At 56.0% G+C, this 26,921-nt stretch carries 19 protein-coding genes; 17 read left to right on the top strand and 2 right to left on the bottom strand.

Annotated elements, in window-relative coordinates; translation table 11 throughout:
* Positions 1–597: 597 nt before the first annotated feature.
* Both KDW95_RS13170 and KDW95_RS13165 read right to left on the bottom strand, forming a co-directional pair.
* Positions 598–2,031: a sulfatase family protein gene (locus KDW95_RS13170; RefSeq protein ID WP_255852277.1), complete on the bottom strand. Its 1,434-nt coding sequence runs from the start codon at positions 2,029–2,031 to the stop codon at positions 598–600.
* 135 nt (positions 2,032–2,166) lie between these two features.
* Positions 2,167–3,018 (bottom strand): helix-turn-helix domain-containing protein, encoded by an 852-nt coding sequence (locus KDW95_RS13165; RefSeq protein ID WP_255852276.1) that lies wholly within the window; start codon positions 3,016–3,018, stop codon positions 2,167–2,169.
* Between the two features lie 411 nt (positions 3,019–3,429).
* On the opposite strand from KDW95_RS13165, the gene KDW95_RS13160 reads away from it, so the two are divergent.
* The 17 genes from KDW95_RS13160 to KDW95_RS13080 all read left to right on the top strand — a co-directional run bounded on the left by KDW95_RS13160 (position 3,430) and on the right by KDW95_RS13080 (position 26,846).
* Positions 3,430–4,911, top strand: a complete 1,482-nt coding sequence (locus tag KDW95_RS13160) for a mannitol dehydrogenase family protein (RefSeq protein ID WP_255852275.1) — start codon at positions 3,430–3,432, stop codon at positions 4,909–4,911.
* 43 nt (positions 4,912–4,954) lie between these two features.
* Positions 4,955–5,488, top strand: a complete 534-nt coding sequence (locus tag KDW95_RS13155) for a tripartite tricarboxylate transporter TctB family protein (protein WP_255852274.1) — start codon at positions 4,955–4,957, stop codon at positions 5,486–5,488.
* A gap of 18 nt (positions 5,489–5,506) precedes the next feature.
* On the top strand, positions 5,507–7,051 hold the full coding sequence (locus KDW95_RS13150; RefSeq protein WP_255852273.1) for a tripartite tricarboxylate transporter permease: 1,545 nt from the start codon (positions 5,507–5,509) through the stop codon (positions 7,049–7,051).
* Positions 7,052–7,205: 154 nt separating this feature from the next.
* On the top strand, positions 7,206–8,210 hold the full coding sequence (locus tag KDW95_RS13145) for a Bug family tripartite tricarboxylate transporter substrate binding protein (protein WP_255852272.1): 1,005 nt from the start codon (positions 7,206–7,208) through the stop codon (positions 8,208–8,210).
* Positions 8,211–8,625: 415 nt separating this feature from the next.
* A complete protein-coding gene (locus KDW95_RS13140; protein ID WP_255852271.1) occupies positions 8,626–10,047 on the top strand; it encodes a sulfatase family protein in 1,422 nt (473 codons plus the stop codon).
* A gap of 268 nt (positions 10,048–10,315) precedes the next feature.
* Positions 10,316–11,314, top strand: coding sequence for a formylglycine-generating enzyme family protein (locus KDW95_RS13135; protein ID WP_255852270.1), 999 nt, complete (start codon positions 10,316–10,318; stop codon positions 11,312–11,314).
* Positions 11,315–12,129: 815 nt separating this feature from the next.
* A complete protein-coding gene (locus tag KDW95_RS13130) occupies positions 12,130–13,143 on the top strand; it encodes a taurine ABC transporter substrate-binding protein (protein ID WP_255852269.1) in 1,014 nt (337 codons plus the stop codon).
* An 86-nt stretch (positions 13,144–13,229) separates the two neighbouring features.
* The gene (locus KDW95_RS13125) at positions 13,230–14,012 is read left to right on the top strand and encodes a taurine ABC transporter ATP-binding protein (RefSeq protein WP_255852268.1); all 783 of its coding nucleotides are present in this window, start codon (positions 13,230–13,232) and stop codon (positions 14,010–14,012) included.
* Positions 14,013–14,029: 17 nt separating this feature from the next.
* Positions 14,030–14,908: an ABC transporter permease subunit gene (locus KDW95_RS13120; protein WP_255852267.1), complete on the top strand. Its 879-nt coding sequence runs from the start codon at positions 14,030–14,032 to the stop codon at positions 14,906–14,908.
* Positions 14,909–14,971: 63 nt separating this feature from the next.
* Positions 14,972–17,410 carry a GcvT family protein gene (locus KDW95_RS13115; protein ID WP_255852266.1) on the top strand — a complete coding sequence of 813 codons (2,439 nt, stop codon included), beginning with the start codon at positions 14,972–14,974 and terminating at the stop codon, positions 17,408–17,410.
* 458 nt (positions 17,411–17,868) lie between these two features.
* Entirely contained in the window at positions 17,869–20,319 is a 2,451-nt protein-coding gene (locus tag KDW95_RS13110) for a GcvT family protein (RefSeq protein WP_255852265.1), read from the top strand.
* An 86-nt stretch (positions 20,320–20,405) separates the two neighbouring features.
* Complete coding sequence (locus KDW95_RS13105) at positions 20,406–21,158, top strand: electron transfer flavoprotein subunit beta/FixA family protein (protein WP_255852264.1); 753 nt, start codon at positions 20,406–20,408, stop codon at positions 21,156–21,158.
* An 11-nt stretch (positions 21,159–21,169) separates the two neighbouring features.
* Positions 21,170–22,099: an electron transfer flavoprotein subunit alpha/FixB family protein gene (locus KDW95_RS13100; protein ID WP_255852263.1), complete on the top strand. Its 930-nt coding sequence runs from the start codon at positions 21,170–21,172 to the stop codon at positions 22,097–22,099.
* Positions 22,100–22,133: 34 nt separating this feature from the next.
* Positions 22,134–22,994, top strand: a complete 861-nt coding sequence (gene purU / locus KDW95_RS13095; RefSeq protein ID WP_255852262.1) for a formyltetrahydrofolate deformylase — start codon at positions 22,134–22,136, stop codon at positions 22,992–22,994.
* An 18-nt stretch (positions 22,995–23,012) separates the two neighbouring features.
* A complete protein-coding gene (folD, locus tag KDW95_RS13090) occupies positions 23,013–23,918 on the top strand; it encodes a bifunctional methylenetetrahydrofolate dehydrogenase/methenyltetrahydrofolate cyclohydrolase FolD (protein ID WP_255852261.1) in 906 nt (301 codons plus the stop codon).
* Positions 23,919–23,978: 60 nt separating this feature from the next.
* Positions 23,979–25,637, top strand: a complete 1,659-nt coding sequence (locus KDW95_RS13085) for an electron transfer flavoprotein-ubiquinone oxidoreductase (protein ID WP_255856515.1) — start codon at positions 23,979–23,981, stop codon at positions 25,635–25,637.
* Positions 25,638–25,829: 192 nt separating this feature from the next.
* Positions 25,830–26,846: a TRAP transporter substrate-binding protein gene (locus KDW95_RS13080; protein ID WP_255852260.1), complete on the top strand. Its 1,017-nt coding sequence runs from the start codon at positions 25,830–25,832 to the stop codon at positions 26,844–26,846.
* The last annotated feature ends 75 nt before the right edge of the window (positions 26,847–26,921 follow it).

The raw sequence follows: 26,921 nt of genomic DNA, 5'->3' as shown, positions 1-26,921 counted from the left end.
AGCCATACTGGTTTTCCATCCCGCAATGCTGCCATCGGTCCGGTTCAACGCCTTTCGTGCTGAGGGGGACCGTCCGTGTTGTCGTCGTTGAGTCCATCGACCAGGTCTGCCTCAAGTGCTTCGATGCTATCGCGTCACGGCAGAGCCTGACCTGCTGAACCTGGCCATGTGCCAGTGGTTCAATGCTCTGGGCGGTCATTGCTGCGTCGATCTGTTTGTTGGCAGAAGCCTTCACGGTGGCCTTGGAATGATTTCTGTCGAGCAGTGGTGCGGCGCCAACGTCTTCGTCAGCCGCCTTGTAGCGATGAGGGGGGACAGCCCCGTCAGCTTGCCGCTTTTCAGGACGTTAGCCCGCTCTTGGGCCAACATCGAGCAAACCGGGCTTGTGGTTGATGATACGTGCGTTATTCATGCATTATGAGGGTTACCTCTTGGCCTTTGATGTTTGGTTTTTGCATTCATCAAAGTCGGTAACCCTTCATCTGCAAGGCAGGTGTCAGATTAAGCCAGAACGTATACAGATGAAGCATCCCTGCTTAATGTATTAACCTGTATAGGGTTCCAGGCCCAGATCGGTATTTCACATCCTTTCACTTATCATGACCTGGAGACGAAGCCTTGAGTATGCCGTGAACTCAGCGCTCGCCAGTTCAATAATTCACCCAACAGCTTTTGCTTGATCTCCACATATTTCGGGTCTGACCACAGATTGACTTTTTCTTGCGGGTCCTTGCCAAGGTCGAACAGTTGACCTTCTGCGTGATCGACAAAATGAACCAGCTTCAAGTCGCCTTCCCGGACCATGGTCATGTACCGGGTGCCTTCCAGAATCGGGTCATCTGTATGTTCGGCGAATATACGCTCACGCCTGGTTTGCTCTGTTCCATCGAGGTAGCCAGACAGCGAGATGGCTTCCATCCACTTGGGTTTGTGTGCACCTGCCAGGTCCAGAATGGTGGGGCCAAAATCGAAGTGTGATACAAGATCCGCCACTTTCTTGCCTGCCGCCACGCGGCCGGGTGCCCAGACAATAGCAGGAACATGTACGCTTTGTTCATACATGTTCCACTTCTGACTAAGACCATGATCGTTGAGGCAATCGCCGTGATCGGTCGTAAAGATGATGACGGTATCGTCCAGCACCCCACGTGCCTCCAGTGCGTCGATCAGCTCTCCAACCTGGTCATCAATCAAGGTGACATTGGCATAGTAATGCGCGCGTTGCCTGTGCATCTGCTCTGGCGTCGGGTCTTTCAAGTGACAGATGCCATCGTGGTCATCGTTCATATGGTTTTCACGCAGCTTCTTTAGCGGTGCCGGGTGACTTTCCAGGTCGTAGTCGCGGATAGGCATCGGTAAATCCTTCCCGATGTACTTGTCCAGGTATCTCTGTGTCGGATCATAGGGCGGGTGTGGGCCGGGAATGCCGATTTGCAGAAAGAACGGCTCGTTGCCTGGGTAACGCTCCAGCCACCAGCAAGCCATTTGCGGTACAAAAACGTCGGGATGCAGATCTTCATCCAGTTCCCAAACAAAGGCCCCCAGGCACTCCTTGTAATCCGGACGCTGACGGTAGCTCACACGGGAAGGCTTGTGCTCGCCTCTTGCCTTGATTGCCTTGTCCCAGTTATCCAGATAGAACGGCAGGTTCGGATGGTCACGGTCCTTGTTTTCTACTACATGGCGCTCATGGAACCCGAAAGCGCCTTCAATGGGCATGGTGTGCATCTTGCCCACATTCACGCAGCGGTAGCCTGCATCGGCCAGCTCCTGAACCCAGCAGTAGTTCCAGGGTTCATCATTGCGATATACGCCGTTTGTGTGCGGGTAAAGGCCGCTGAACAGCGACGCCCGTGACGGTGAACATGAGGGGGCAGTCACATACATGTTCTCGAAAACCGTGCCTTCATTTACGAGGCGGTCAAGATTAGGCGTTTCCATATGTGGATAGCCGAGTGCTGCAATGGTGTCCAGTCGCTGCTGATCAGTGATGATAAATACAATATTCGGACGTGAGTTTTTATCTGTCATAATTAACCCCACACTGTATCGCCAAGTGAATTGGCGCTAGTTTTATTTTCAAGTTTATGGCCGCAAGGGCCGGCAAGGTGCTGACTCAGTCTTTTTCCATTTTTTATTTTATCTCTTGTGTATTTTATCCAGGGTTCATCCGATATGCGGAGGGTGCAACTCGGAACGGCGACCCGTGATACCGTGCTCTTTGATCGCGCTTTGAAGGCGCTTTTTTACATCTGCCAGGATTGCCAGGGTCGTTTCAATCTTCTCGGCACGGTTGCTAACGGGAACCGCTGCTTCTGCAATACTGAAAAGATGAAGGAAATTTCCATCATCATCTTCAATGATTGTGGCAAAACGGCGCACACCGACATGGTTGCCTTCCATGTCATAGGCAAAGTCATCCTTCGCGGCCTCGCGCAGGATATTCCGCACTTCCTCGGCGGTAAGGCTGGCTCTGTCGACTTCGGCTCGGAAAAATCCATTTGCATTGAATTTGTAGCTGATTTTGTCCCAGTCTATCCGGCTTAAATAAAGTCGCGACAAGGCATCCAGTGCGTACAGGTTGCGGCGGAAGCCAGCATGTGCACGGAGTTTAACGGATGCATCTGGAAGTTCGGTTTTCGAATGCCACAGAAGATCGAATCCACTGACCACGACTGCTTCAGCAGCGACACGGTACCGGCTGGTTGTTTCCTGCAGTATGGCGTCGAGCGTTTTCAGATAGGCTTCCGACATCGGCACGTTGCGGTTTAGATGAAAATTCACCACGCAGCGCTTGTCGCTGGTACGAAAAAGATAGCCGCGATTGGAGAGCGTGGTAACCATGCGGTTAACGGTAGCGGGCGACATATCGAGATCACGAGCGATATCTACCTGCCTCACCGGTTCCTCGTCGCATGCCATCAAGTACTCCATTACCAGAAGAAGCCTGACAGTGGGATTCATGTTTTCGGTCGGATTTATGCTCAAGTTTGAACTCATGTCATCTATGGGCTTCATGACTGCATCACCGCTTGACAATTCCAATTATGAAAGTCAGGATATCAAATATGAAATTTAAGTCAATGCCACTTGTGGCTGACTTCGGAGAAAAAGCCAAAAACCCGTCGAGCAAAGGAGGCTGTGGCCCAACCAGGCCGCAGCCATCCTTCGACACTGTTTAATAACAAGAGGTTACTCCATGTCCTATCTGACAAATCATCACCCGTTCCATGCGACGATGCGTTGCATCAGCCACGACCAGGTTGGGGCGATGACGCTGGCCAGCGCGCTGATCAAAAATACCGCATGAAGCCCGCCGGGACGCATCAACCTGCGTGTCCCCGGTTTTCCTGCTGTCTGCTGCCTGGGCTTCAGGCGGGCTGAATATAATAAATGGGTCCTGCCAGGGGCCATGAGGTCACGAATACTATGAAACTGAACACCGAAAACCTGTCGCAACTGCCTGCCTCTGTCGTGCGGCCCAGTTACGATCGCTGCCAGGTCAAACAGGGTATCGTCCATATTGGCGTTGGCGGTTTCCATCGGGCCCATCAGGCTCTCTATACAGAAATGCTGCTGAACCAGGGATATGCACTGGATTGGGGCATTTGCGGTGTCGGTCTGCGTTCCGAGGATCGCGCCATGAAGAGCGCCCTGGCATCTCAGGATTATCTCTACACCCTTTACGAACTGGGTGATACCAACGATACCCAGATCCAGGTGGTTGGAGCCATCGGCGACTTCCTGCTGGCCGAAGACAGCCCCGAAGCGCTGATCGCCAAACTGGCCAACCCGACAACCCGTATCGTCTCGTTGACCATCACCGAGGGTGGTTACTGCACCGATGACAGTACCGGTGAGTTTCTGGCCGAACTGCCGGAGATCCGTCACGACCTGGAACAGCCGCAGGCACCCAAAACCGTATTCGGCTTCCTGACCGCAGCGCTGAAACTGCGCCGTGATGCTGGCCTCACGCCTTTTACCCTGATGTCCTGCGACAACCTGCCTCATAACGGTCAGATTGCGCGCAAGGCCCTTCTTGGTTTTGCCGCGCTGCAGGATATGCAGCTGCATGACTGGATTGCCGAAAACGTCAGCTTCCCCAATGCGATGGTCGACCGCATCACGCCGATGACCAGCGACGCCCACCGTCGGCAGCTGCGTGACGAGACCGGTATCGAAGATGCCTGGCCGGTGGTCGCCGAACCCTATATCCAGTGGGTCATTGAGGACAAATTCGCTAACGGACGCCCGGAGTGGGAAGTGGTGGGTGTGCAGTTCACCGATAACGTCACACCCTATGAAGAGATGAAGATCGGCCTGCTTAACGGAGCTCACCAGGCGCTGGCCTACCTTGGCGCGTTGCTGGGGCACAGTTTTACCCATGAGACCATGCAGGATCGCCAGCTGCGCAAGTTCGTGCGAGCCTACATGGACAAGGACGTGACCCCGTTGCTGGCGGAGGTGCCCGGCATTGATCTTGATGCGTACAAGGACAGCCTCATCGAGCGCTTCTCCAACACCGCTATCTGCGACCAGGTCAGCCGTATCTGCTACGACGCTTCGTCGAGGCTGCCGAAGTTCGTGCTGCCGACGTTGCTCAAGCAGATTGAGGCGGGCAGGCCGCTGCATCGCACGGCCCTGATCGCCGCTGCCTGGTGTCACTATCAGCAGGGCGTTGATGAAAAGGGCAATGCTTTCGAGGTCGAGGACCCGCGTCTTGAAAGAGTACAGCAGGCTGCCCGCTGCGGTGATGGCCAGGTTGAGCGCTTCCTCGCACTGGACGAAGTGTTCGGACGCAAGGTTCCGGAGTCAAAGGCCTTCGTCGCGGCGTTCCGGTTGCAACTCGGTCGTTTGCAAACTCTGGGTGTGCGCAGGACTCTTGAGCTGACGATGGAGGGAGAGGGCTGAAGGCGTTGGCATTCTCAATTATGGACCGAGCGGCTGCGATTGCGTGACTTTCAGCCCGGTGCTGCTTGAGGAACTGGCGGCACCTATACTGAAAAAAGAATTACAATATTTGGAGGTGGGCAGGATGAGCTGGAAAAAATTGAACAATATCATGTCGATTATAATAATGATCATCGGCATGAGTTACGTTATTAACTTGAATTACAGTGCTTCACAGGCTATCTTGCTGTCAAATGGCATCGGTCCTACATATTTCCCAAATGTATTGGCAGCAATACTATTTTTTCTATGTGTTGTTGTTCTGATACAAGGCAATATAAGAGAAGATACAAGAGTTACAATTCCAAATATTAAATATATGGTTTTTACGCTCATTCTAACTATGGTTTTTATATTGAGCTGGCAATATTTGGGATATTTTTACATTAATGCGTTTGTTTTTATAACCGCGTTGATGACGGTTTACAGGAAGGAATACGGTATTAAGAAGAGCTTCCTTGTAGGGGTCGGTACTTCTATAGTAACAACCGGGTTTCTCTATGTGTTGTTCGGGAAAATATTGTTTATTTCTCTATAATAAGAAGGGGGTAGTGTCATGGAAATACTAGGCTACGATATATTAAACTTATTTTCTCTAACTAATATGTTATGTATTTTACTGGGCACCGTTGTTGGTATGGTGTTTGGTGCATTACCTGGGCTTGGGACTGTTATAGCAGTTGCACTTCTATTGCCTTTAACATTCACTCTTCCTCCTCTTGCAGGTATTTTAATGTTGTTGGCCACTTACCAGGCAGGAGAGTATGGGGGATCAATTTCTGCTATTCTTTTGGGAGTTCCTGGTACTCCCCAGGCGGCAGCGTCTGTCCTGGATGGAAACGCAATGGCAATACATAACTCACCTGGCAAAGCGTTGACGTACTCCCTCGTTTCATCGTCAATTGGTGGGATATTTGGTGGGCTGGTACTGATATTTGTGTCAATACCCTTGGCCACATTCGCACTCAATTTTGGTAGTCCAGAATATTTCTTGATCGGGGTTATAGGGTTAATGGCCGTAGGCCTGTTAAGTGGAAAAGACAAGATAAAAAGCATGATTTCTATTGTGCTTGGTTTAATGGCAGGAACAATAGGCGTTGATACCTTAACAGGTGTTGATAGAGCGACATTCGGCCGGCCTGAGTTGATGGATGGAATTAACCTTGTCGCCTTCCTGGTGGGGATGTTTGCTATTTCTGAACTCTTTATTATGATCAGTAAAGGCTTAAACAAAAGACACATCACCGATCATAAAAAGTTGAAAACGGGATTGACTGCAAAAGAATACAAAGGGATTGTCAAACCCACAATGGTCGGATCTACTATTGGTGCATTTACCGGTATATTGCCGGGGATTGGCGGCGGTGCTGCATGCTGGTTTGCTTATGCTGTAATGAAAAAGTTGTCTAAAAAACCTGAGGCTTTTGGTAAGGGGAGTCCAGAAGGGATTGCCGCACCGGAATCCTCCAACAATGCCTCTGCAGGTGGGGCTTTGGTTCCGTTTTTGGCTCTCGGCATACCCGGTTCAGCAGCTATTGCCATAATAATGGGAGCATTCATTATGCATGGCATTCAACCTGGCCCTAATGTAATAAAAACTGAGCAGGAACTGGTATACGGCATATTTTATGGGTTTTTGTTGACTACAGTTGCAATGTATATCATTGGCCGTCTGCTTACGCCGATGTTTTCAAGAATTCTTTTGGTGCCTAACTCCTTTTTGGTGTCGATTGTGTTGGTCATGTGTCTGATAGGTATATTTGCTTCAAAAAGCTCGTTTTTTGATCTATGGTTAGCTCTTGGGGTTGGTGTGGTGTTCTACTTTTTGAAGAGACTTGATTACTCAGTACCTTCTGTAATTATTGCTTATGTTCTTGCTCCTATAATCGAAGAGAATTTCCGGCGGTCATTGACTCTATCTTCGGGTAGCTATGAAATATTCTTCTCAAATATCTATGCTATTGTTCTTGTTTTGATAATCATCTCTATTGTGGCAGTCAGCATATTCGGAGAGTATAAAAAGAAAGGCGGACATGATTTAGCCAAGATAGAGAGAGCAACGTTAATGGCCAAAAAGAAGTTTAAAGGGGGTGATGTATAAGAGAATATTTGCCTGGTTAGGTAAAGAAGTTCTCTTTTGCGTAGCTACACTTTTACCTAGGCAGGCAAGCCCCTGAACTGCTGGTAAATGACATTTGAACGTCCATGTCAGGGGCGCACGATCCATAAATATTTGTTGAATGTGGGTGATAAATATGAAAATAAAATTAATGTTCAAGTCTATTGCTAGCGTCTTGATGCTTTCAGGGTCCATGCTGTCAGCGCATGCGGCCGAAACCCAAAAAGACAATGAAGAAGGACTAAGCAGCTATCCAGAAAAGCCCATTACATGGGTGATTCCGGATGGGGCTGGTGGCGGGCTGGATACGATTGTCCGTACAATATATCCGTATGTTCAAAAGAATATGCCAAATGATGCAAAATTTGTCTTGCAAAATCTTCCAGGGGCAACACAAACCATCGCAGTGGCAGCAGTTTACAATGCTGAGCCGGACGGGTACACCATTGGCCAGGCTTCGGTTGCTCCATTAACAATAATGCCGCATTTGGGAAAAACGTCGTACAAAAGTTATAAAGACTTTGAACTGATTGCAAACGTATTTGATGCTGCGCATTATTTGGTAGTACCGGGAGATTCTCCATATAATACATTCGACGAATTTATGGAAAATGCTAAGGAAAACCCTGGTTCATTAAAGGTCGGGATCGATGGTGTCTACAATGTTCAGCACCTCCCGCTAATGGATTTGCAACAAAAATCCGGTTCTGATCTAAATGAAATTGTATATAAAAGTAGCGCAGATACAAAAAAAGCCTTGCTGGGTAATGAAATAGAAGCGGGTATATTGCCTTCGCACATAATTATTTCTGAACATGAAGAAGGTACGCTTAAACCATTGGTAAACATCATGGAAGTTAAACCGGATTATTTTTCGGAAATTCCTTCACTAAAAGATAAAGGATTCACTCCGAGTCAGCTTTTCGTGGGCGTAATTGCACCAAAAGGAACCTCGAAGGGTAAATTGAATATTTTGAATGAGGCTATTCGAAAAGCCCTGCAGGATCCCGAACTTGTCGCAGCACTCACTAAACGGAAAATCATGATAAATTATAATGATCCTGATGTGTATGGTCAGCGCCTGGAAGAGCTTGATGTTAGCAATAAGAATATTTTGAAAGAGCTCGGTGTGCTCAAATAACACTTTATGTTTATTGAATTGTTTTCCATGGGGTTGAATTGTGGCGCTATTGCTTGATGTAAATAATCAGCAATAGCGTCCCCAGGGAGCTGATTTGTTTAGTTGATGCTCAACTTGTTGACGTGGCTGGAAATAGGTTTTCTGCATGTTTTTCCAGTCACTACACAGTGTCTTCAACTTAATATAATGGGCTTAGATGCGCGGACATGCAGGGCCATTCGATAAAAGTGCTGGCATTGGCCTGCAATCAACGATGAAGCAGATTTTATCCATGTGTTAGCTCCAGATGTTAATAACAGGTGTAAGAGCAAAAATTAGTCTATGAAGTTATCTATTTGAGACAATATGGCCATTTAGAAGACTCAGGCTTAATTAATAATAGCTTTGTGTATACAGCTTACGGGAGATTGAAATTATGAGTAATAAAATAAAGCCTAATATTCTATGGATTTGTACGGATCAACAACGTTTTGATACTATCCATAGATTAGGTAACACCCATATCAATACTCCCAACCTGGATCGATTGGTGGATGAAGGGGTTGCATTTACCCGAGCCTATTGTCAAAACCCGGTTTGTACACCGAGCAGAGCAAGTTTTTTGACGGGGCGCTACCCTCGAACAACGCGTGCTACCAAAAATGGTAATGAGTATTTCCCGGAGGATGAAGTTCTTGTTCCCCATATTCTTTCCGAGAATGGTTATACCTGTGGTCTGGTTGGAAAGCTTCATTTATCCGCAGCGGATGGAAGAGTCGAAAGACGCCCCAGTCATGATGGTTACAAAATGTTCAAATGGAGTCATGGTCCAAGGGACGGATGGGGTGACAACAATGCTTATCAGGCGTGGTTAAAGGGGCAGGGGCTTTCTTGGGAAAAGGATTATCATGGTAGAAACGGCGGTATCAAGACTGAATATCATCAAACTACCTGGTGTGTGAATGAATCTATTGGATTTATTGGGGAACATTTAAATGACCCCTGGTTGCTAAGCATAAACATTTTTGATCCACATCATCCATTTGATCCGCCGACAGAGTTCAAAAATAAGTATCCCGTTGAGGATATGCCTCTACCAAAATGGAAGGAAGGAGAGCTTGACAACAAGCCCTTTATTCAGCAGCAGGATTATGAACATGGTGGCCAGGGCGGCCTGGGACCCAGTTGCAAGAAATTAAGCGATTGGGAGAAAAAGAATTACATCTCAGATTATTATGCAATGATTGATCTGATAGATGAACAGATTGGCAGGCTGATCAATTATTTAGATGAAACTGGCCAAAGGGAAAACACAATTATTATATTCCACAGTGATCATGGGGAACTGCTTGGAGATCATGGTCAGATTCTAAAAGGTGGGCACTTTTATGAAGGCCTTGTTCATGTCCCATTGATCATATCATGCCCTGACCGTCTGTTGAAAAGTGTACAAAGCCGGGCTCTGGTGGAGTTGGTCGATGTGGCACCTACCATTTTGGATTTGGTCGGAATTGATATACCCGATCGAATGCAGGGTAAGAGTTTAGTCAGTATATTAGACGGTGGATGCAATCCGGATATCCATAAAAAATCTGTTTATTGTGAGTATTACAACTCATTGCCAGGTGTGCATGAAGGTGTATGTGCCACCATGTATTATGATGGGCGTTACAAAATTGTTGTATACCATGGATCAGATGTGGGTGAACTATATGATCTGGACTCGGACCCTTCTGAGTTCGATAACAGGTGGTCCGATTCGGATTATCAATCGATAAAAAGTGAGCTATTATTAGCAAATTTTGAGAGAAGTGTTTCTACCGTTGATCCCGTTCCAGTATGTGTTGGTAAATTTTGAGCAGGCGCTGCTGTTAAATCCTCAGACTTCCTCTGGCTGAGTCGCACGCCGCGGCAGGGGAGCCTCCGGCTTCCCCTGCCGTCGGCCTCTTCGCTGATCTGGTTCAATACAGGGTGGATACAGGACGAGGGTTCCGGCTGACTGGATGTCGCCGTTTCGATCAGGGACTCAACGCTAGCGTGCCCAGCACTCGAGAAGGGCACGCTTGTCCTGCACCAGGGTATTAATTTGTGAGGACTCAGTCAGTAGCACAGCAGGAGGGAAATGGATGAAGGAAATCCCGATGCACCCCGACAAGTCGAAGGGCTGCTGTACACCGCAACGCGAATCGAGCCCTCAATCCACACCCGTTGAAGCGCCTGCGAAGCCCCGGGCATGCAGTAGCGCGCCTGCAACGCAGGGAATGATTCGTCTCGATGGTGGGACGTTTTTGATGGGCTACGAAGGCCCCGAGGCGGGGGAGGCGGATGGCGAAGGGCCGGTGCGTGAAGTGCAGTTAAATCCATTCTGGCTGGATGTTACCGCGGTCACCAACGAGCAGTTCGGGCGCTTCGTCGATGCGACCGGCTACGTTACGGAGTCGGAGCATTTTGGCTGGGCTTTTGTCTTTATTGGCCAGTTACCCCATTCCAAACAGCGCAAGTTGAAGAGCTCGCAAACGGTTCCTGGCCTTCAGTGGTGGTATGCCGTTGAGGGGGCGTACTGGAGGAAGCCGGAAGGTCCCGGTTCGAATATCAAGAAGCGCATGGATCATCCCGTTGTCAGCGTCTCATGGAATGACGCGGTCGCTTATGCGCAATGGGCAGGAAAGCGTCTGCCCACTGAGGCTGAATGGGAGTATGCGGCCCGCGGCCCACATGAACAAAGAATGTTTCCCTGGGGGGATAAGCTGGAGCCCGGCGGCAAGCATCGCTGCAATGTCTGGCAGGGCGATTTCCCTTCGAAAAATACCGCGGCTGATGGGTACGCATGGACCGCCCCCGCGCGCGCTTTCCGAAAATCGGAGTGGGGCTTCTACAACATGATCGGAAACGTGTGGGAATGGGTAGGCGACTGGTTCAGTCCAACCTGGCACGCCGATGCCACCCCCGAAACCCGGATCAATCCAGCAGGTCCACCCAGTGGGGAGACCCGTGTGATGAAAGGTGGTTCATTCCTCTGCCATGAAAGTTACTGCAATCGCTACCGTCTTGGTGCCCGTTCGACAAATACTCCGGACGCTGCGACGACCAACCTGGGCTTCCGTTGTGCGATGGATGTGACTTGAGGCAATCCCGGCTGATGGTGACGGCTGCAGGTGTTCTCGCGGGCCTGCGATCAGCTCTTTACAGACGCTCTCGGGCGTCGTATCTGCTCACTCCGCTGCTTTGCCATAGCTGCAGCTTTCCAGACCTCATCTAGTCCTGGCCACGGCCGTCTCGCACCTGGCTGCAAGGTCGAAGGTCCAGGATCCCAGATTTAATCCCCGATCACCGGCTAGCACCCCCGGGGGAGGGCGCGGCGGCGTTGCGGTATCTGATAGTCCCTGTACCTGTCCCTTTTTCCGTGCTCCTTGCCTTCCCCCATACGCCGCGGTTGAAAAACTGCCTGCGTTGCTATCGTGGCGTTAAAAACCGTCTCAAAGGCTTCGCCTGAGCGCACTTGAGTGCGGCCCCGCAGGGGTGAGCGACGTAGATAAACCGGTCATTTATAGGCCATACACTCCCTCATTTCGACGATTTTTTGTCCGGGCGCCACGCTAGCTTGCGCTAGCTGCCTTGCCAGCGACTTTCAGCAACCTGTTAGTCGAACATCTGTGACTTTTTCGTGCATCATTGAGACTTAATGATCCGAATTGGTGCAATTTTAATTTATTTTATGCTTGTTTTTCCTCTGCTGTTCGCCAGGTTGGTCGCTAAGTGTCTGATTTCTATCGTCTTGTGTAAATAAATATTATATATAACTCAATAGTGAAAAATTGGTACATAAATTTCATTTACATGGGTGTAGTGTGTTGATAGTCTCATTCGGGTGGCGGTTGTGGGTTGATCTCATTGCCGCACCACCCTCAGAGATAAAAATACTTACACGAGGAAAAACACCATGATCCGTCGCTTTAGCAATTCGCGAAACACAGGCCGCAGGCTTGGCAGTGCCTTGTTGCTGTCCGGTGCCATGAGCATCCTGGGCACCCAGGCGCTGGCCGCCGATCTGACGGTGGCATACTTCCCGGGCTGGCCGACCACCCATCAGCTGGGACAGGACAAAGGCTGGTTCGAGCAGGAACTCGGCATGGAGGTGGATTTTCGCGAGTTTGACACCGGTGCTGCGATGGCGGCGGCCATGCTGTCCGGCGATGTGCAGATCGCATACTCCATGGGTGTGATTCCCTTCACCATCGCGGTGACTCAGGGCGCACCGCTGGACCTGGTGGGCATTGCGGTCACCTATTCTGAAAACGACAACTGTGTCGTGCGTGATGGCAGTGGCGTTGACACGCCAGCAGACCTGGCCGGCAAGGTGGTTGGCGTGCCCTTTGGTACCGTCTCGCATTACAAGATGTTGAAAACCTTTGAGAAACTCGACGTTGACCTGTCCTCGGTACGGGTCGTCGACATGGCGCCGCCCGATGTCGCCGCCGCGATGACGCGAGGCGATGTGGATATGGGCTGTGGCTGGGAGCCGGCACTTTCGCGCATGCTGGAAAACGGCCGCCTGCTGGTGAGCGCCCAGGAGCAGGAATCCTGGGGCTTGAAGGTGTTCGATATCATTGCCGTGAACCGTGAGTATGCAGCGGAACACCCCGACAGAATTTCGGCCTTCCTCTCTGTGGTGGACAAGTCCACCGACTATGTTGCCGCCAATCCTGAGGAATCCCTGAGCACCATCAGCCGTCAGGCGGGCATTTCCGAAGATCAGACCCGCTCCATCATGGCCAAGTTCGGCTTCCCCAAGCGTGACGAGCAGCTCAGCGATGCCTGGATGGGCCGGGACGTTGAGACCTTTATCAAGGGTGTCGCCGATGTCATGCAGGCCAACGGCGAACTGCCCAAGGCGCTGGATGATTACGCTGCCTTTATCAAGCCCGAGTTTTACGCCAACAGCGCGGCGCGCTGATCTCCCAAGGCGGTTTGACATGCCCGGGAGGTATGGCGCTACGGCGCAACCCCGGGCAACCCATCAAGACTGAAAAGGAATGCCTCGTGAGTGAATTGCGCGTACAGGGCGTCACCATGACCTATGAGGGTGCGGACGGCCAGCCGGTCCGGGCGCTCGAAAATATCAATTTTTCCATGAACCAGGACGATATCGTCACGGTGCTGGGGCCCTCGGGCTGTGGCAAGAGCACGCTGCTCAATATTGTCGCCGGTTTTCTGAGTCCGACCGCCGGGCGGGTATTTGTGGATGAGCGGGAGATTACCGGCCCCGGTCCTGACCGCGGCATGGTGTTTCAGCACGGCGCGCTCTTCGAGTGGCTGACCGTGGGTGAAAACGTCAGTTTCGGGCCGCGCATGGCGGGCGTCGATGCCGCCACCCGGCTGGCTTCGGTGGATGAGCTGCTGCAACTGGTGGGGCTGGGCGGGTTTCGCGATACACCGATCTACAACCTGTCCGGTGGTATGCAGCAGCGCGTTGCGCTGGCGCGCTGCCTGGCCAATAACCCCGATGTGATCCTGATGGATGAACCGCTGGGCGCGCTCGATGCCCTGACGCGGGAGAAGATGCAGACGCTGGTCCTCAAGCTGTGGCAGGAAACCCGCAAGATGGTCTTTCTGATCACCCACAGTGTGGAAGAGGCCATTTTCCTGGGGTCGCGCCTGTTGGTGATGGCGCCGCGCCCGGGTCACGTGGTGAAGGAGTTCCAGCTGCCGTTCGCGGCGGCGGGCCTGTCGGCGGACCCGCGGGAGATCAAGTCAAGCCGGGAGTTTATCGCCGTGCGCGAGGAAGTCCTCGAGATGATCTGGTCGATGGAAGAACAGCATTAACTGGCGGGGATATAACCATGTCGCAAAGCAATGTTCGAAAAACACGTTCCTGGCTGCTGTTCTGGCGCGGTAACGACTCGGGGCTCGCCAAGTGCAAGACCGTCACCTTTGGTGATCCGGCGGCGGTAGAGGGCGGTGCCGCCTATGGCGTGCTGTCGGTGCTGACGGTGGGTATCGTCTGGCAGCTGGTGGCCATGGCGCAGATCGTGCCGCCCCTGTTCTGGCCAAGCCCGGGTGCCGTGTTCGACAAGTTCGTCCAGATCGCCACCGAAGGCTACAAGGGGTTCACCCTGTTTGAACACCTGGGGATCAGTCTGTACCGGGTTCTGGCCGGCTTTGGCCTGGGCTGCCTGTTCGGCATTCCGGTAGGGCTGGGCATGGGCCTGAATAAATTTATCAAGGGCTGGATGGACCCGCTGATCGAGTTTTACCGTCCGGTTCCACCGCTGGCCTATGTGCCGCTGGTGATTATCTGGATGGGCATCGGCGATGGCGGCAAGGTACTGCTGCTGTTCCTGGCGACCTTCTCAATCATTGTCATCAGTGCCCGGGCCGGGGTGGCCAGTGTGGCGATCCAGAAGATCCATGCAGCCTACTCGCTGGGCGCCAGCCGCTGGCAGGTGCTGCGTCATGTCATCCTGGTCAACGCGATGCCGGAAATTTTCACCGGTATGCGGGTGGCGATGGGTGTCTGCTGGGGCACCCTGGTGGCGGCGGAAATGGTCGCAGCCACCTCCGGTGTGGGCTGGATGGTACTGAACGCGAGCCGCTATCTGAATACCGACATTGTGCTGATGGGCGTGATTCTGATGGGTGTCGTGGGCTTTCTGATCGACATGTGCATGCGCAAGCTTGAACAGAAGCTGATTCCCTGGAAAGGCAAAGGACGGGGCTGAGTCCCGGGCAGAACAAACAACGCAGTTTCACCTGAATAGTGAAATGACGGAGAGAAGATCAAGATGACAACTCACTCAAAGGTATTGGTGATCGGCGGCGGTATTGCGGGCGTTAGCACGCTGTACCACCTGGCCAAACGCGGCTGTACGGACATAGCGCTGGTGGAAAGGACTGAGCTAACCGCCGGTTCAACCTGGCACGCCGCGGGGAACCTGCCTCACTTCAGCACCAGTATCAACGTGATGCGGTTGCAGCAGTACAGTATTGATCTGTATCAGCGCCTGGAAGCCGAAACCGGCCATGCGGTGGGGCATCATAAAACCGGCGCACTGCGCCTGGCCCATACGCAGGAACGTTTCGAAGAGTTCCAGCGCGTTGCAGGCATGGCCGATATCTGCGGCCTGGATTTCAAGCTGCTGAAACCCGAAGAGCTGCAAACCTACCACCCCTTCCTGGAAACGCACGACCTGGTCGGTGGACTCTGGGATCCGGACGATGGCCACATCGACCCGACCAGCGTCACCAATGCCATGGCCAAGGGTGCCCGGGAACTGGGTGCACGGATTCACCGCAACAGCCCGGTCAGCGCCATTAGCCGCGACGCTGCGGGTGTGTGGCAGGTCGAAACGCCCCAGGGCACCTTTACCGCTGATATCATCGTCAATGCTGCGGGCTTCCGCGCCAACGAAGTGGCGGCAATGATCGGCCACAAGCTGCCGATGGCCTCAATGGAGCATCAGTACCTGGTAACCGAAGGTGTGCAGGAAGTTACCGACTGTGGCCGCGAACTACCGATGGTGCGCGACCCCGATGTGTCCTACTACCTGCGCCAGGAGCGCGACGGCTTCATTCTTGGGCCCTACGAGCCGGGCGGCTTGCCCTGCTGGGTCGATGGTGTGCCGCCGGATTTCGGCCAGGAGCTGTTCGAGCCTTCGCTGGACCGTCTCGAGGACATCATCGCCACGGCCATGGAGCAGATTCCGCTGCTGGAAAAAGCCGGCGTGCAGACGGTCATCAATGGCCCTATTACCTACACCCCCGATGGCCATCCCCTGATTGGCCCGGTGGCGGGCATCGACAACTACTTTGTCTGCACCGGCTTCAACTTCGGTATCGTGCAGGGCGGTGGCGCCGGTCACTTCATGTCGCAGTGGATTCTGGACGGTCACCCCGAGATCGACCTGTGGGAACTCGACCCGCGTCGTTTTGGCGATTACGCCAACGCCCGCTACAGCGTGGCCAAGGCCTGTGAAGTTTACGCCCACGAATACGCCAATGGTTTCCCCTATGAGTACGAAAACCGCACGGCAGCCCGTCCGGCAAAAACGACACCGGCCTATACCCGTCTGAAAGAGAATGGCGCTGTATTCGGTGCCCGCTATGGCTGGGAGCGCGCCAACTGGTTTGCGCCTGAAGGCGTGGCTGGTGAGGATGTACTGGGCTATCGTCGCGGCAACTGGTTCGAGACCGTCGGTCAGGAGTGCCGCGCGGTGCGCGAAAACGTCGGTCTGCTGGACCTGTCGGCCTTCGCCAAGTTCGAAGTCTCGGGCCCGGGGGCTGAGGCTTACCTGGATCAGCTGTCGACCAACCGCCTGCCAGGGAAGGTCGGTGCCATCGCCCTGACCTATATGGTATCCAGCCGCGGCCGTATCCGTGCCGAGTTCACCATTACCCGCCTGGCAGAGGATCGCTTCTACCTGGTCAGCGCCGCCGGCGCCCACTCCCATGACTGGGACGAGCTGCGCCGCCGCCTGCCGGCCGATGGTTCTGTGAACCTGAACGATGTGACCGCCCGCTTCGGTACCCTGGTCATTGCCGGACCCCATGCGAGGGACGTGCTGGCCAAGCTGACGTCTGCGGATCTGGGCAACGAGGCCTTTCCCTGGCTCAACGCCCGTGATATCGAGGCGGCTGGTGCGCCCGTCAGGGCGCTGCGGGTGAACTACGTCGGCGAGCTGGGCTGGGAGCTGCACCATCCCATCGAGTACCAGCTGGGCCTGTACGATGCACTGATGGAAGCGGGCCAGGAATTCGGTATCCGCAACTTCGGTCTGCGCGCCATGGATTCGCTGCGCCTGGAAAAAGCCTACCCGATGTGGGGTCACGAGCTGACCTGTGAAAACACGCCCATCGAGGCAGGGCTGGAGTTCTTCGTCAAGACCGAGGGCCGCAGCTTCACGGGGCGTGATGCGCTGGCGGGCCAGCGTATTGAAGGAACCGGCGTGCGTCTGGCTTACCTGGAAATTGAGGCCCGGGATGCCGATGCCTTTACCTTCGAGCCCGTGCTGGCCGATGGCAAGGTGGTGGGGACGGTGAGTTCCGGTGCCTACGCCCATACGCTTGGCAAGAGCCTGGCCTTTGCCTATCTCAAGACGGCTCAGACGGTACCGGGCACCGAGCTTGAGGTGCTGATCCTGGGAGAGCGCTGTGCCGCGAAAGTCATAGACGCGCCGGCCTTTGATCCGAAAAACCGTCGCTCGCGCGGCTTCTACGAGGACTGATCCGCTCCAGGCCTGGCAGGTTGCCAGGCCTGGTCTTAGCCCCCCGGGGCTTGGGCTAAACAGTGTGCTCCTTAAGCTTTTCAGGAGACTGCCGGTGCCTGCCGGGCAGTCTGCGTAGTAATGGCTACCGCCCGCGATGCCTTGTCCCGGGCGGTTTTTTTTGGCTGCACAGCTCTGTCGCAGCAGCGTGCTCGAATTGCGAGCCTGTCCGTTTCACCCGGTTTCACACCGCGGTTCTCATCATTCACTTTCATGAAAATTAATATCAAAATTTCATTTGTGAATTTATTTTGTTGTGATAATCTCATTTAAAAGCTGGTGAACGGGAAGGCTTTCTTTCCTGAAGCGGTTTGCGGATTCGTTCTGACTGCTCCCGGGTCACGTCCTGTCACCAAAACGTGCAGTCAGTATCAGGTCGCCTCTCAGGGGCGCGGGTCATACAGAAAAAGAGAGTATCGATGAACAACTCATTTCCGACTCAAGCACAGGTGGTGATCGTAGGCGGTGGCGTAATCGGCTGCAGCCTGGCGTATCACCTGACCCAGCTGGGCATGCGCGATGTTGTGCTGCTGGAGCGCAAGACGCTGACCTGCGGCACCACCTGGCATGCGGCGGGCCTGGTGCCGACGCTGCGTGCGACTTACAACATGTCCATGCTGGCGAACTACAGTGCCAGCCTGTACGAACGCCTGGAGGCCGAAACGGGCCAGGCGACCGGTTTTGTACGCAACGGCTCCCTGACCATCGCCACCAACAAGGAACGTCTGGCCGAGATCAAGCGCGGCGCGTCCATGGCCAAGGTGGCGGGATTCCCCTGCAACGTGATCAACCCGGAGCAGGCCCGCGATCTGTGGCCGCTGCTGAATACCGAGGATGTCATCGGCGCCATTCACCTGCCGATGGACGGCATGACCAGCCCGGTGGATACCACCCAGGCGCTGGCCAAGGGTGCCCGCATGGGCGGTGCCCAGATCTTCGAAAACACCCAGGTGCTGGATATCAAGACCCGGGATGGCCGCGCTACCGGTGTGGTGACGGACAAGGGCGACATCGATGCCGAGTACGTGGTGAACTGCGCCGGCATGTGGGCGCGGGAATTTGGCCGCAAGGCCGGCGTCAATGTGCCCTTGCATGCCGCCGAGCACTATTACGTGGTGACCGAGAGCATGCCGGAGCTGAAGGCGGGCCTGCCGGTGCTGCGGGATATGGACGGATTCAACTACTACAAGCCGGACGCCGGCAAGCTGCTGATCGGCACCTTCGAGCCCGGCGCCAAGCCCTGGGGCATGGAAGGCATTCCGGACGGTTTCTGCTTCGATGAGCTGCCGCCGGACCTGGATCACCTGGAACCCTACCTCGAATCGGCCATGCACCGCCTGCCGATTCTGGAACGCACCGGCTTGCAGGTGTTCTTCAACGGCCCCGAGTCCTTTACCCCGGATGACCGCTACCACCTGGGTGAGGCGCCGGAGCTGAAAAACTACTTTGTCGCCGCCGGCTTCAACTCGGTGGGCATTCAGTCCGCCGGTGGCGCCGGCAAGATGCTGGCCGAGTGGATTCACAAGGGGCATGCGCCGCGGGATCTGTGGGATGTGGACATTCGCCGCAACATGCCGTTCCAGGGCACCCAGGCGTACCTGTACGAGCGCACCACCGAGTCGCTGGGGCTGCTGTACGAAACGCACTACCCGTTCAAGCAGTTCAAGACCGCCCGCGGCGTGCGCCGCTCGGTACTGCATGATCAGTTAAAGGCCCAGGGCGCCTGCTTTGGTGTCGAGAACGGCTGGGAGCGCGCCAACTGGTTTGCCATCGACGGCATGAAGCCGGAGTACGAGTATTCCTTCGGTCGCCAGAACTGGTTTGAATGCAATGCTCAGGAACACGCGGCCGTGCGTAACGATGTCGGCGTGATCGATCAGAGTTCGTTCTCCAAGTACCAGCTTGAGGGCAAGGATGCGCTGGCGTATCTCAACCGTATCTGCGCCAACAACGTGGATGTGCGCGTCGGCAGGATGGTCTACACCCAGTGGCTCAATGCGCGCGGTGGTATCGAGGCCGACGTGACGGTCAGCCGCCTGGCCGATGACAGGTTCCTGGTGGTATCCGGCGTTGCCTGTCAGAACCGTGACCTGGACTGGCTGCGTCGCAACAAGCCGGACAATGCCCAGTTGGTGATTACCGACATGACCTCGGCCTACGCCGTTGTCACCGTCATGGGACCGCGCTCGCGGGAAACTCTCAGCAAGCTGACCCAGGCGGATCTGTCCCACGAGGCTTTCCCGTTTGCGACTTCCCGCGAGATCGACATGCACTACGCCATGGTCAGGGCATCACGCATAACCTACGTCGGCGAGCTGGGCTGGGAACTCTATATCCCCACCGAATACGCACCCAGCGTATACGAGGCGGTGTTCGAGGCGGGCCAGGAGTTCGGCATTCGTCCCTATGGCTACCACACCATGAATTCGCTGCGTATGGAGAAGGGCTACCGCCACTGGGGCCACGACATCACCGATGAAGACACCCCGCTGGAGGCAGGCCTGGGCTTTGCGGTCAATTTTGACAAGGACGGCGGTTTTATCGGCAAGGAAGCCCTGCTGGCGCAGAAGGAAAAAGGCCTGCTGAGCAAGCGCTTCATTGCCTTCCTGTTCGAGGATGCCGAGCCTTTGTGCTACCACGAAGAACCGATTTTTGCCGACGGCAAGCTGGTGGGTCATACCACGGCGGGCATGTTCTGCCACACCCTGGGCGCCACGGTGGCCATGGGGTATGTGCACCACGATGCCGGCATCAACAAGGACTGGCTCGACAGTGTCAAATTCGAGATCGAAGTCGAGTGCGAGCGCTATGTCGTCAAGCCATCGCTGCGCCCCTTCTACGATCCGACTAACGAGCGCATCAAGTGCTGACAGGTCGACCGATTCAAGGCGTGACGCAGCAGCGTCGCGCACTTTACCGATCGCAATATTGATTGAACATTATAAGAGGTGACTCCATGAAGATTCTTGTGGGCGTTAAGCGCGTACTCGATCACAACGTCAAGGTGCGGGTGCGGGCAGACGGCTCGGCGGTGGACCTGGATAACGTCAAGATGGCTATCAACCCGTTTGACGAGATCGCCGTTGAAGCCGCAGTCAGACTGAGGGAAGCGGGTGCGGCGACTGAAGTTATCGCCGTGTCCATCGGCCCGGAAAAGGCCCAGGACACCCTGCGCCAGGCACTCGCCATGGGCGCTGACCGTGCCATCCTGGTACCGCACACCGAGGCTACCGAACCGCTGTCCGTGGCCAAAACCTTCAAGGCGCTGGCCGAGAAAGAGGGTGCAGGCCTGGTGATGCTGGGCAAGCAGGCCATCGATGATGACTGCAACCAGACCGGCCAGATGCTGGCGGCCCTGCTGGGCTGGCCGCAGGGCACCTTTGCCTCGGGCCTGGCGGCCTCGGGCGAGCAGATTGAAGTCACCCGTGAAGTGGACGGTGGCCTGGAAACCGTCGCACTGAACCTGCCGGCGGTCATCACCGCGGACCTGCGCCTGAACGAGCCACGCTTTGCCTCCCTGCCGGCCATCATGAAGGCCAAGAAAAAGCCGCTGGACAGCATCGATGCTGCATCGCTGGGGGTCGATCTGAGCCCACGGCTGGAGCTGGTGGGCGTGGTTGAACCGCCGGCACGGACGAATGGCAGTGTGCTGGTGGCCAGCGCCGCCGAGCTGGTGGAAAAACTCAAACAAGACGCAGCGATCGCTTAAGGAGACGTACCATGACCATTCTTGTCATCGCAGATCACGACAACAACAGCATCGCTTCGTCGACCTTTAACACCCTGGGCGCTGCAGCGCAGATCGGTGGCGACATCGACATCCTGGTTCTGGGGGGCAACTGCGCGGCAGTGACCCAGGCCGCTGCTGCCATCCCTGGTGTGCACCGGGTGCTGAGCGCCGACTGTGAACTGTTCGCCCAGCCCCTGGCTGAAGACATGGCACCGCTGGTGCAGCGCTGCGCCGAAGGCTACAGCCATGTGCTGGCCTCGAACTCGACCTTTGCCAAGAACCTGCTGCCCCGCGTCGCCGCGCTGCTGGATGTACCGCAGATCTCCGATATCAGTGCGGTGATCGATGCCAACACCTTCGAGCGCCCGATCTACGCCGGCAATGCCCTGGCCACCGTGCGCAGCCACGACGCCATCAAGGTCATCACCGTGCGCAGCACCAAGTTCGAGGCCGTGGCGGCCACCGGCGGCAGCGCCGAATGCCTGGCCATCGACGCGCCTGCCGCCCAGGCCCAGGCCCGTTTTGTCAGCCGCACCGAAGCCAAGTCCGCAGGGCCTGAACTGACCACGGCGCGCATCGTTATCTCCGGTGGCCGCGGCATGGGCAACGGCGAGAACTTTGCCCTGCTGGATACGGTCGCCGCCAAGCTCGGCGCGGCGGTGGGTGCGTCCCGCGCCGCGGTGGACGCGGGCTTTGTGCCCAACGACTACCAGGTCGGCCAGACCGGCAAGGTAGTGGCGCCGGATCTGTATATCGCCGTGGGTATTTCCGGTGCCATCCAGCACCTGGCCGGCATGAAGGATTCCAAGATGATCGTGGCGATCAACAAGGATCCGGACGCGCCCATCTTCCAGGTGGCCGACTACGGCATCGTTGGTGACCTGTTCGATATCATGCCCGCGCTCGACGCCGCGCTCTGAGACTCTGATTACCTTTAAACGCATAGGAACCGAGATGAAGAACAAACCTGCATACATTCTAAAAGTCTCTTGCCCCGGCAAGGTCGGCATCGTTGCTGCGGTGGGTAACTTCCTGGCCGATCGTGGCTGCTTTATCAAGGAGTTTCACCAGTTCGACGATCTGGAATCCGGCCGCTTTTTCTCCACCATCGAGTTCGTGTTTGAAGGCAACCAGCAGCCGAGTGTCGAGCAGCTCAAGGCCGCGTTTGAAGTCACGGCGCTGCGCTTTGACATGGAGTGGGAAATCCACGACGCCAACCAGCCGGCCCGGGTGCTGATCATGGTGTCCAAGTACGACCACTGCCTGCGTGACCTGCTGTACCGCCGCGCCACCGGCGAGCTCAACATCGAGATATCCGCCATCGTCTCCAACCACGAAGACCTGCGCTACCTGGCCGAGCGCGAAGGGCTGGATTACATCCACCTGCCGGTGACCAAGGAAACCAAGCCGGAGCAGGAAGCCAAGCTGCTCGAGATCGTCGAGCAGACCGGCACCGAACTGGTGGTACTGGCGCGCTACATGCAGGTGCTGTCCGACACCCTGTGCCAGCAGCTGGCCGGGCGTTGCATCAACATCCACCACTCCTTCCTGCCAGGCTTCAAGGGTGCCAAGCCCTACTACCAGGCGTACGAGCGCGGCGTGAAACTGATCGGTGCCACCGCCCATTACGTCACCGGTGACCTGGACGAAGGTCCGATCATCGAGCAGATGGTGGAGCGGGTTGACCATGCCCAGGATCCGCAGCACCTGACCCAGGTGGGGCGCGATACCGAAGCCCAGACCCTGGCCCGTGCGGTTAAATACCACGTGCGTCACCGTGTCTTCCAGAACGGCCTTCGCACCGTCGTTTTCTGATCAAAGGGGTACAGCCAGATGAATGAAGCTGCTGAAGATCAACGGCGACACCGCGACTATGCGGCGCGCATTGACGGCAAGGCTTTTGCCGAAGCCCTGCGTGCCGAGGTGGCACAGGGGGCCGCCCGCTTCCAGACCCAGGCCGGGCGCCAGCCGGGCCTCGCCGTGGTACTGGTCGGCGATGATCCGGCCAGCCAGGTGTATGTGAAAACCAAGATGCGCCAGGCCGCCGAGGCCGGCATCGCCTCCTTTCCGCACCTGCTGCCGGACAGCACCTCCCAGGCCGAGCTGCTGCAGCTGATCAGCACGCTTAACAGCGATGATCAGGTGGACGGCATCCTGGTGCAGCTGCCGCTGCCGGCACAGATCGAGGAAACCGCCGTGATCGAGGCCATCGATCCGGCCAAGGACGTGGACGGTTTTCACCCGATCAATGTCGGGCGCCTCAGTACCGGCCAGCCGGCGCTGGTGCCCTGCACACCGCTGGGCTGCCTGCTGTTGCTGCAGGACCGCCTGGGGGACCTGTCCGGCAAGAAGGCCGTGGTGGTGGGGCGCTCCAATATCGTCGGCAAGCCGATGGGGCAGCTGCTGCTGAACGCCCATTGCACCGTGACCACGGTGCACTCCCGCAGCCAAAACCTGGCGGCGGAATGTCGCAGCGCCGACATCCTGGTGGTGGCGGTGGGCCGGCCGGAGATGGTGGATGCCAGCTACATCAAGCCCGGCGCAATCGTGCTGGATGTGGGCATCAACCGCATCGAGATGGCCGAGGGCAAGTCCCGCCTCACGGGGGATGTCGACTTTGTGGCGGCGTCCAGCGTGGCGGGAGCGGTCACACCGGTACCGGGGGGCATCGGTCCGATGACCGTGGCCTGCCTGTTGCGCAACACGCTCAGTGCCGCACAGGCGCGCACCGCACAATAAAGGTTAGAAGGGGAGATCATTACCGTGAGTGAGAGCGCACGTACTGCCGAACGCGAATCCATGGAGTTCGACGTTGTTATCGTCGGCGCCGGTCCCGCCGGCCTGTCGGCCGCCTGCCGACTGATGCAGCAGGCGAAAGACGCCGGGCAGGACATCACCGTCTGCGTGGTGGAGAAGGGGGCCGAAGTCGGTGCCCATATCCTGTCCGGTGCCGTGATCGAGCCACGGGCACTGAACGAGCTGTTCCCCGACTGGGCGGCGCAGGGTGCGCCGCTGAAAACCGCGGTGACCGAGGACCAGATCTACCTGCTCAAGGATGCGCAGGGTGCGCGCCGCATCCCCAATGCACTGGCGCCCAAGACCATGCACAACCACGGCAACTACGTGGCGAGCCTGGGTAACCTGTGCCGCTGGCTGGGTGAGCAGGCCGAGGCGCTGGGAGTGGAAATCTTCCCGGGCTTTGCCGCCAGTGAAGTGCTCTATCATGAGGACGGTCCACTCGCCGGCAGTGTGAAAGGCATCGCCACCGGCGACATGGGGGTCGGCCGCGATGGCCAGCCCAAGGACAGCTACATGGCGGGCATGGAACTGCACTCCAAGTACACCCTCTTCACCGAAGGCTGCCGCGGCCACCTGGGCAAGCAGCTGATCGAACAGTTTGCACTGGACAAGGACGCCGATCCGCAGCATTACGGCATTGGCATCAAGGAGTTGTGGGATATCGACCCCGCCAAACACCAGCCGGGTCTGGTGGTGCATGGCGCGGGCTGGCCGCTGTGCGGCAAGGATCACGCCGATACCAACGGCGGTTTCTTCCTCTACCACGCTGAAAACAACCAGGTGGTGGTGGGGTTGATCATCGACCTGAACTACTCAAACCCCTGGCTGAGCCCGTTCGACGAGTTCCAGCGCATGAAGCAGCACCCGCTGTTTGCGCAGTACCTCGAGGGTGGCAAACGGGTGTCCTACGGCGCCCGCGCCATCGCCAAGGGGGGCTTCAACTCTCTGCCCAAAATGACCATGCCCGGTGCCCTGCTGCTCGGCTGTGATGCCGGTACCCTGAACTTCTCCAAGATCAAGGGCACCCACACGGCGATGAAGTCTGGCATGCTGGCGGCCGAAACGGTGTTCGAGGCTATCGCGGCGGGCGATGAAGGCGGCCAGGAACTGGCGTCTTTCACCGAGAAGTTCCAGGCCTCCTGGCTCTACGATGACCTGTTCCGCAGCCGCAACTTTGGCCCGGCGATGCACAAGTTCGGCACCTTTCTGGGCGGGGCCTTCAATGTCATCGACCAGAACCTGTTTGGTGGCAGGATGCCGGTCACGCTGCACGACACCCGTGCCGACTACGCCCAGCTGAAACCGGCGGCGCAGTGCCCGCGGATCGAGTATCCCAAGCCCGATGGCAAGCTGAGCTTTGACAAGCTGTCGTCGGTGTTCCTGTCCAGCACCAACCACGAAGAGGATCAGCCGAGCCACCTGCAGCTGGCGGATGCCGGCATCCCGATCGGAACGAACCTGCCCACCTGGGCGGAACCGGCGCAGCGTTTTTGCCCGGCCGGCGTCTACGAAGTTGTGGATGAGCCCAGTGGCCCACGCTTTCAGATCAATGCGCAGAACTGCGTGCACTGCAAAACCTGTGACATCAAGGATCCGTCACAGAATATCACCTGGGTGGTTCCGGAAGGGGGCGGCGGCCCGGCATATCCGAACATGTGAGCAAGGGGCAAGGGGCAAGGGGCAAGGGACAAGGGACAAGGGGCAGTCAGTGGCTCATCTGGACTCTAGCGTGAATATCCGAACAACGTTTTGGCTCCACGGCATGGCCTCGCATCGGGAGGTCATGCCGTTTTTTTCACGCCACAGGCCAGTACGAGCGGCTGTTAAACGAAATCAGTAACAGGAAAAACGATGAAAGTTGAGACGACAGTATCCCGCATGATATCCCTGGCCGCCGGCGTTCTGTACCTGAGCCTGGCCGTAACCCAGGCGAATGCCAAGGAGTTCAAGATTGCGGTGGGTGACAGCAGCGGCAGCCCGCAGGAAGCGCTGGGCTTGCACTTCGCCCAGGAACTGAAAGAACGCACCCAGGGCAAGCACAGCGTGCGCCTGTTCCTGAATGGTCAGTTGGGCAGCGAGCAGGATACGGTGAACGATGCGGCGCTGGGTACCCTGGATTTTTCCCTGCTGGCGATCAACAACATTACGCCGTTCTCGCCCTCGGTCGGTATTCTGACGTTGCCCTACATGATGCAGAGCCTGGACGAGGCTGTCGAGCTGACTCAGGGCCCCATCGGCCAGGAGCTGATAGACAATACCGTGCGCGATGCCGGTGTACGCATCGTTGGCTGGACCTACTCAGGCTTTCGGGTGCTAAGCAACTCGAAGAAGCCGGTTGAGACCCTCGACGACCTGAAAGGGTTGCTGGTGCGGGTACCGAAAAATGCCATCATGATCGACACCTACAAGGCCTGGGGCATTAACCCGACGCCCATGGCCTGGTCGGAAACCTTCGCCGCGCTGCAGCAGAAGGTGGTCGACGGCCAGGACAATCCCTACATGACGATTCACTCGATGAATTTTCACGAGGTGCAGCAATACATCACCAACCTGCGTTACCTGTTCTCCATCGAGCCGCTGATTGTCAGCGAGTCGGTATTCCAGGATCAGGATGACGCCACGCAGCAGGCCATTCTGGAAGCCGGCAAGGCGGCGACCGAGTTCAGCGCGGGCTTCCTGGTTGAGTCCGAAGACCGCATCAAGCAGGGCCTGCTTGCCAAGGGCATGCAAATATCGGAACCGGCCGATGGTGAAAAGGCCTGGATCGAAAAAGCGACCCAGGACGTTTGGCCCAGTTACTACGACAGCATCGGCGGCAAGGACAAGGTCAATGCCGCCCTGCGCGCCCTGGGCCGGGACGAAATCTAGCCAGTTCCCGCAAACGCAAAAAGCCCCGCCGGGTTGAACCTGGCGGGGCTTTTTTGTGTTTTGGCAAAGGCTGAT

Source organism: Marinobacterium rhizophilum, from assembly GCF_024397915.1.
Classification (GTDB): Bacteria; Pseudomonadota; Gammaproteobacteria; order Pseudomonadales; family Balneatricaceae; genus Marinobacterium_A; species Marinobacterium_A rhizophilum_A.
The sequence above is the reverse complement of the archived record's forward strand: the minus strand, read 5'-3'. Positions and strand labels throughout refer to the sequence as shown.

Coding starts and splice junctions, on each gene's coding strand:
- KDW95_RS13170 (WP_255852277.1), bottom strand. CDS start 2,031: ATGACAGATAAAAACTCACGTCCGAATATTGTATTTATCATCACTGAT.
- KDW95_RS13165 (WP_255852276.1), bottom strand. CDS start 3,018: ATGAAGCCCATAGATGACATGAGTTCAAACTTGAGCATAAATCCGACC.
- KDW95_RS13160 (WP_255852275.1), top strand. CDS start 3,430: ATGAAACTGAACACCGAAAACCTGTCGCAACTGCCTGCCTCTGTCGTG.
- KDW95_RS13150 (WP_255852273.1), top strand. CDS start 5,507: ATGGAAATACTAGGCTACGATATATTAAACTTATTTTCTCTAACTAAT.
- KDW95_RS13145 (WP_255852272.1), top strand. CDS start 7,206: ATGAAAATAAAATTAATGTTCAAGTCTATTGCTAGCGTCTTGATGCTT.
- KDW95_RS13140 (WP_255852271.1), top strand. CDS start 8,626: ATGAGTAATAAAATAAAGCCTAATATTCTATGGATTTGTACGGATCAA.
- KDW95_RS13135 (WP_255852270.1), top strand. CDS start 10,316: ATGAAGGAAATCCCGATGCACCCCGACAAGTCGAAGGGCTGCTGTACA.
- KDW95_RS13130 (WP_255852269.1), top strand. CDS start 12,130: ATGATCCGTCGCTTTAGCAATTCGCGAAACACAGGCCGCAGGCTTGGC.
- KDW95_RS13120 (WP_255852267.1), top strand. CDS start 14,030: ATGTCGCAAAGCAATGTTCGAAAAACACGTTCCTGGCTGCTGTTCTGG.
- KDW95_RS13115 (WP_255852266.1), top strand. CDS start 14,972: ATGACAACTCACTCAAAGGTATTGGTGATCGGCGGCGGTATTGCGGGC.
- KDW95_RS13110 (WP_255852265.1), top strand. CDS start 17,869: ATGAACAACTCATTTCCGACTCAAGCACAGGTGGTGATCGTAGGCGGT.
- KDW95_RS13105 (WP_255852264.1), top strand. CDS start 20,406: ATGAAGATTCTTGTGGGCGTTAAGCGCGTACTCGATCACAACGTCAAG.
- KDW95_RS13100 (WP_255852263.1), top strand. CDS start 21,170: ATGACCATTCTTGTCATCGCAGATCACGACAACAACAGCATCGCTTCG.
- purU (WP_255852262.1), top strand. CDS start 22,134: ATGAAGAACAAACCTGCATACATTCTAAAAGTCTCTTGCCCCGGCAAG.
- folD (WP_255852261.1), top strand. CDS start 23,013: ATGAATGAAGCTGCTGAAGATCAACGGCGACACCGCGACTATGCGGCG.
- KDW95_RS13085 (WP_255856515.1), top strand. CDS start 23,979: ATGGAGTTCGACGTTGTTATCGTCGGCGCCGGTCCCGCCGGCCTGTCG.
- KDW95_RS13080 (WP_255852260.1), top strand. CDS start 25,830: ATGAAAGTTGAGACGACAGTATCCCGCATGATATCCCTGGCCGCCGGC.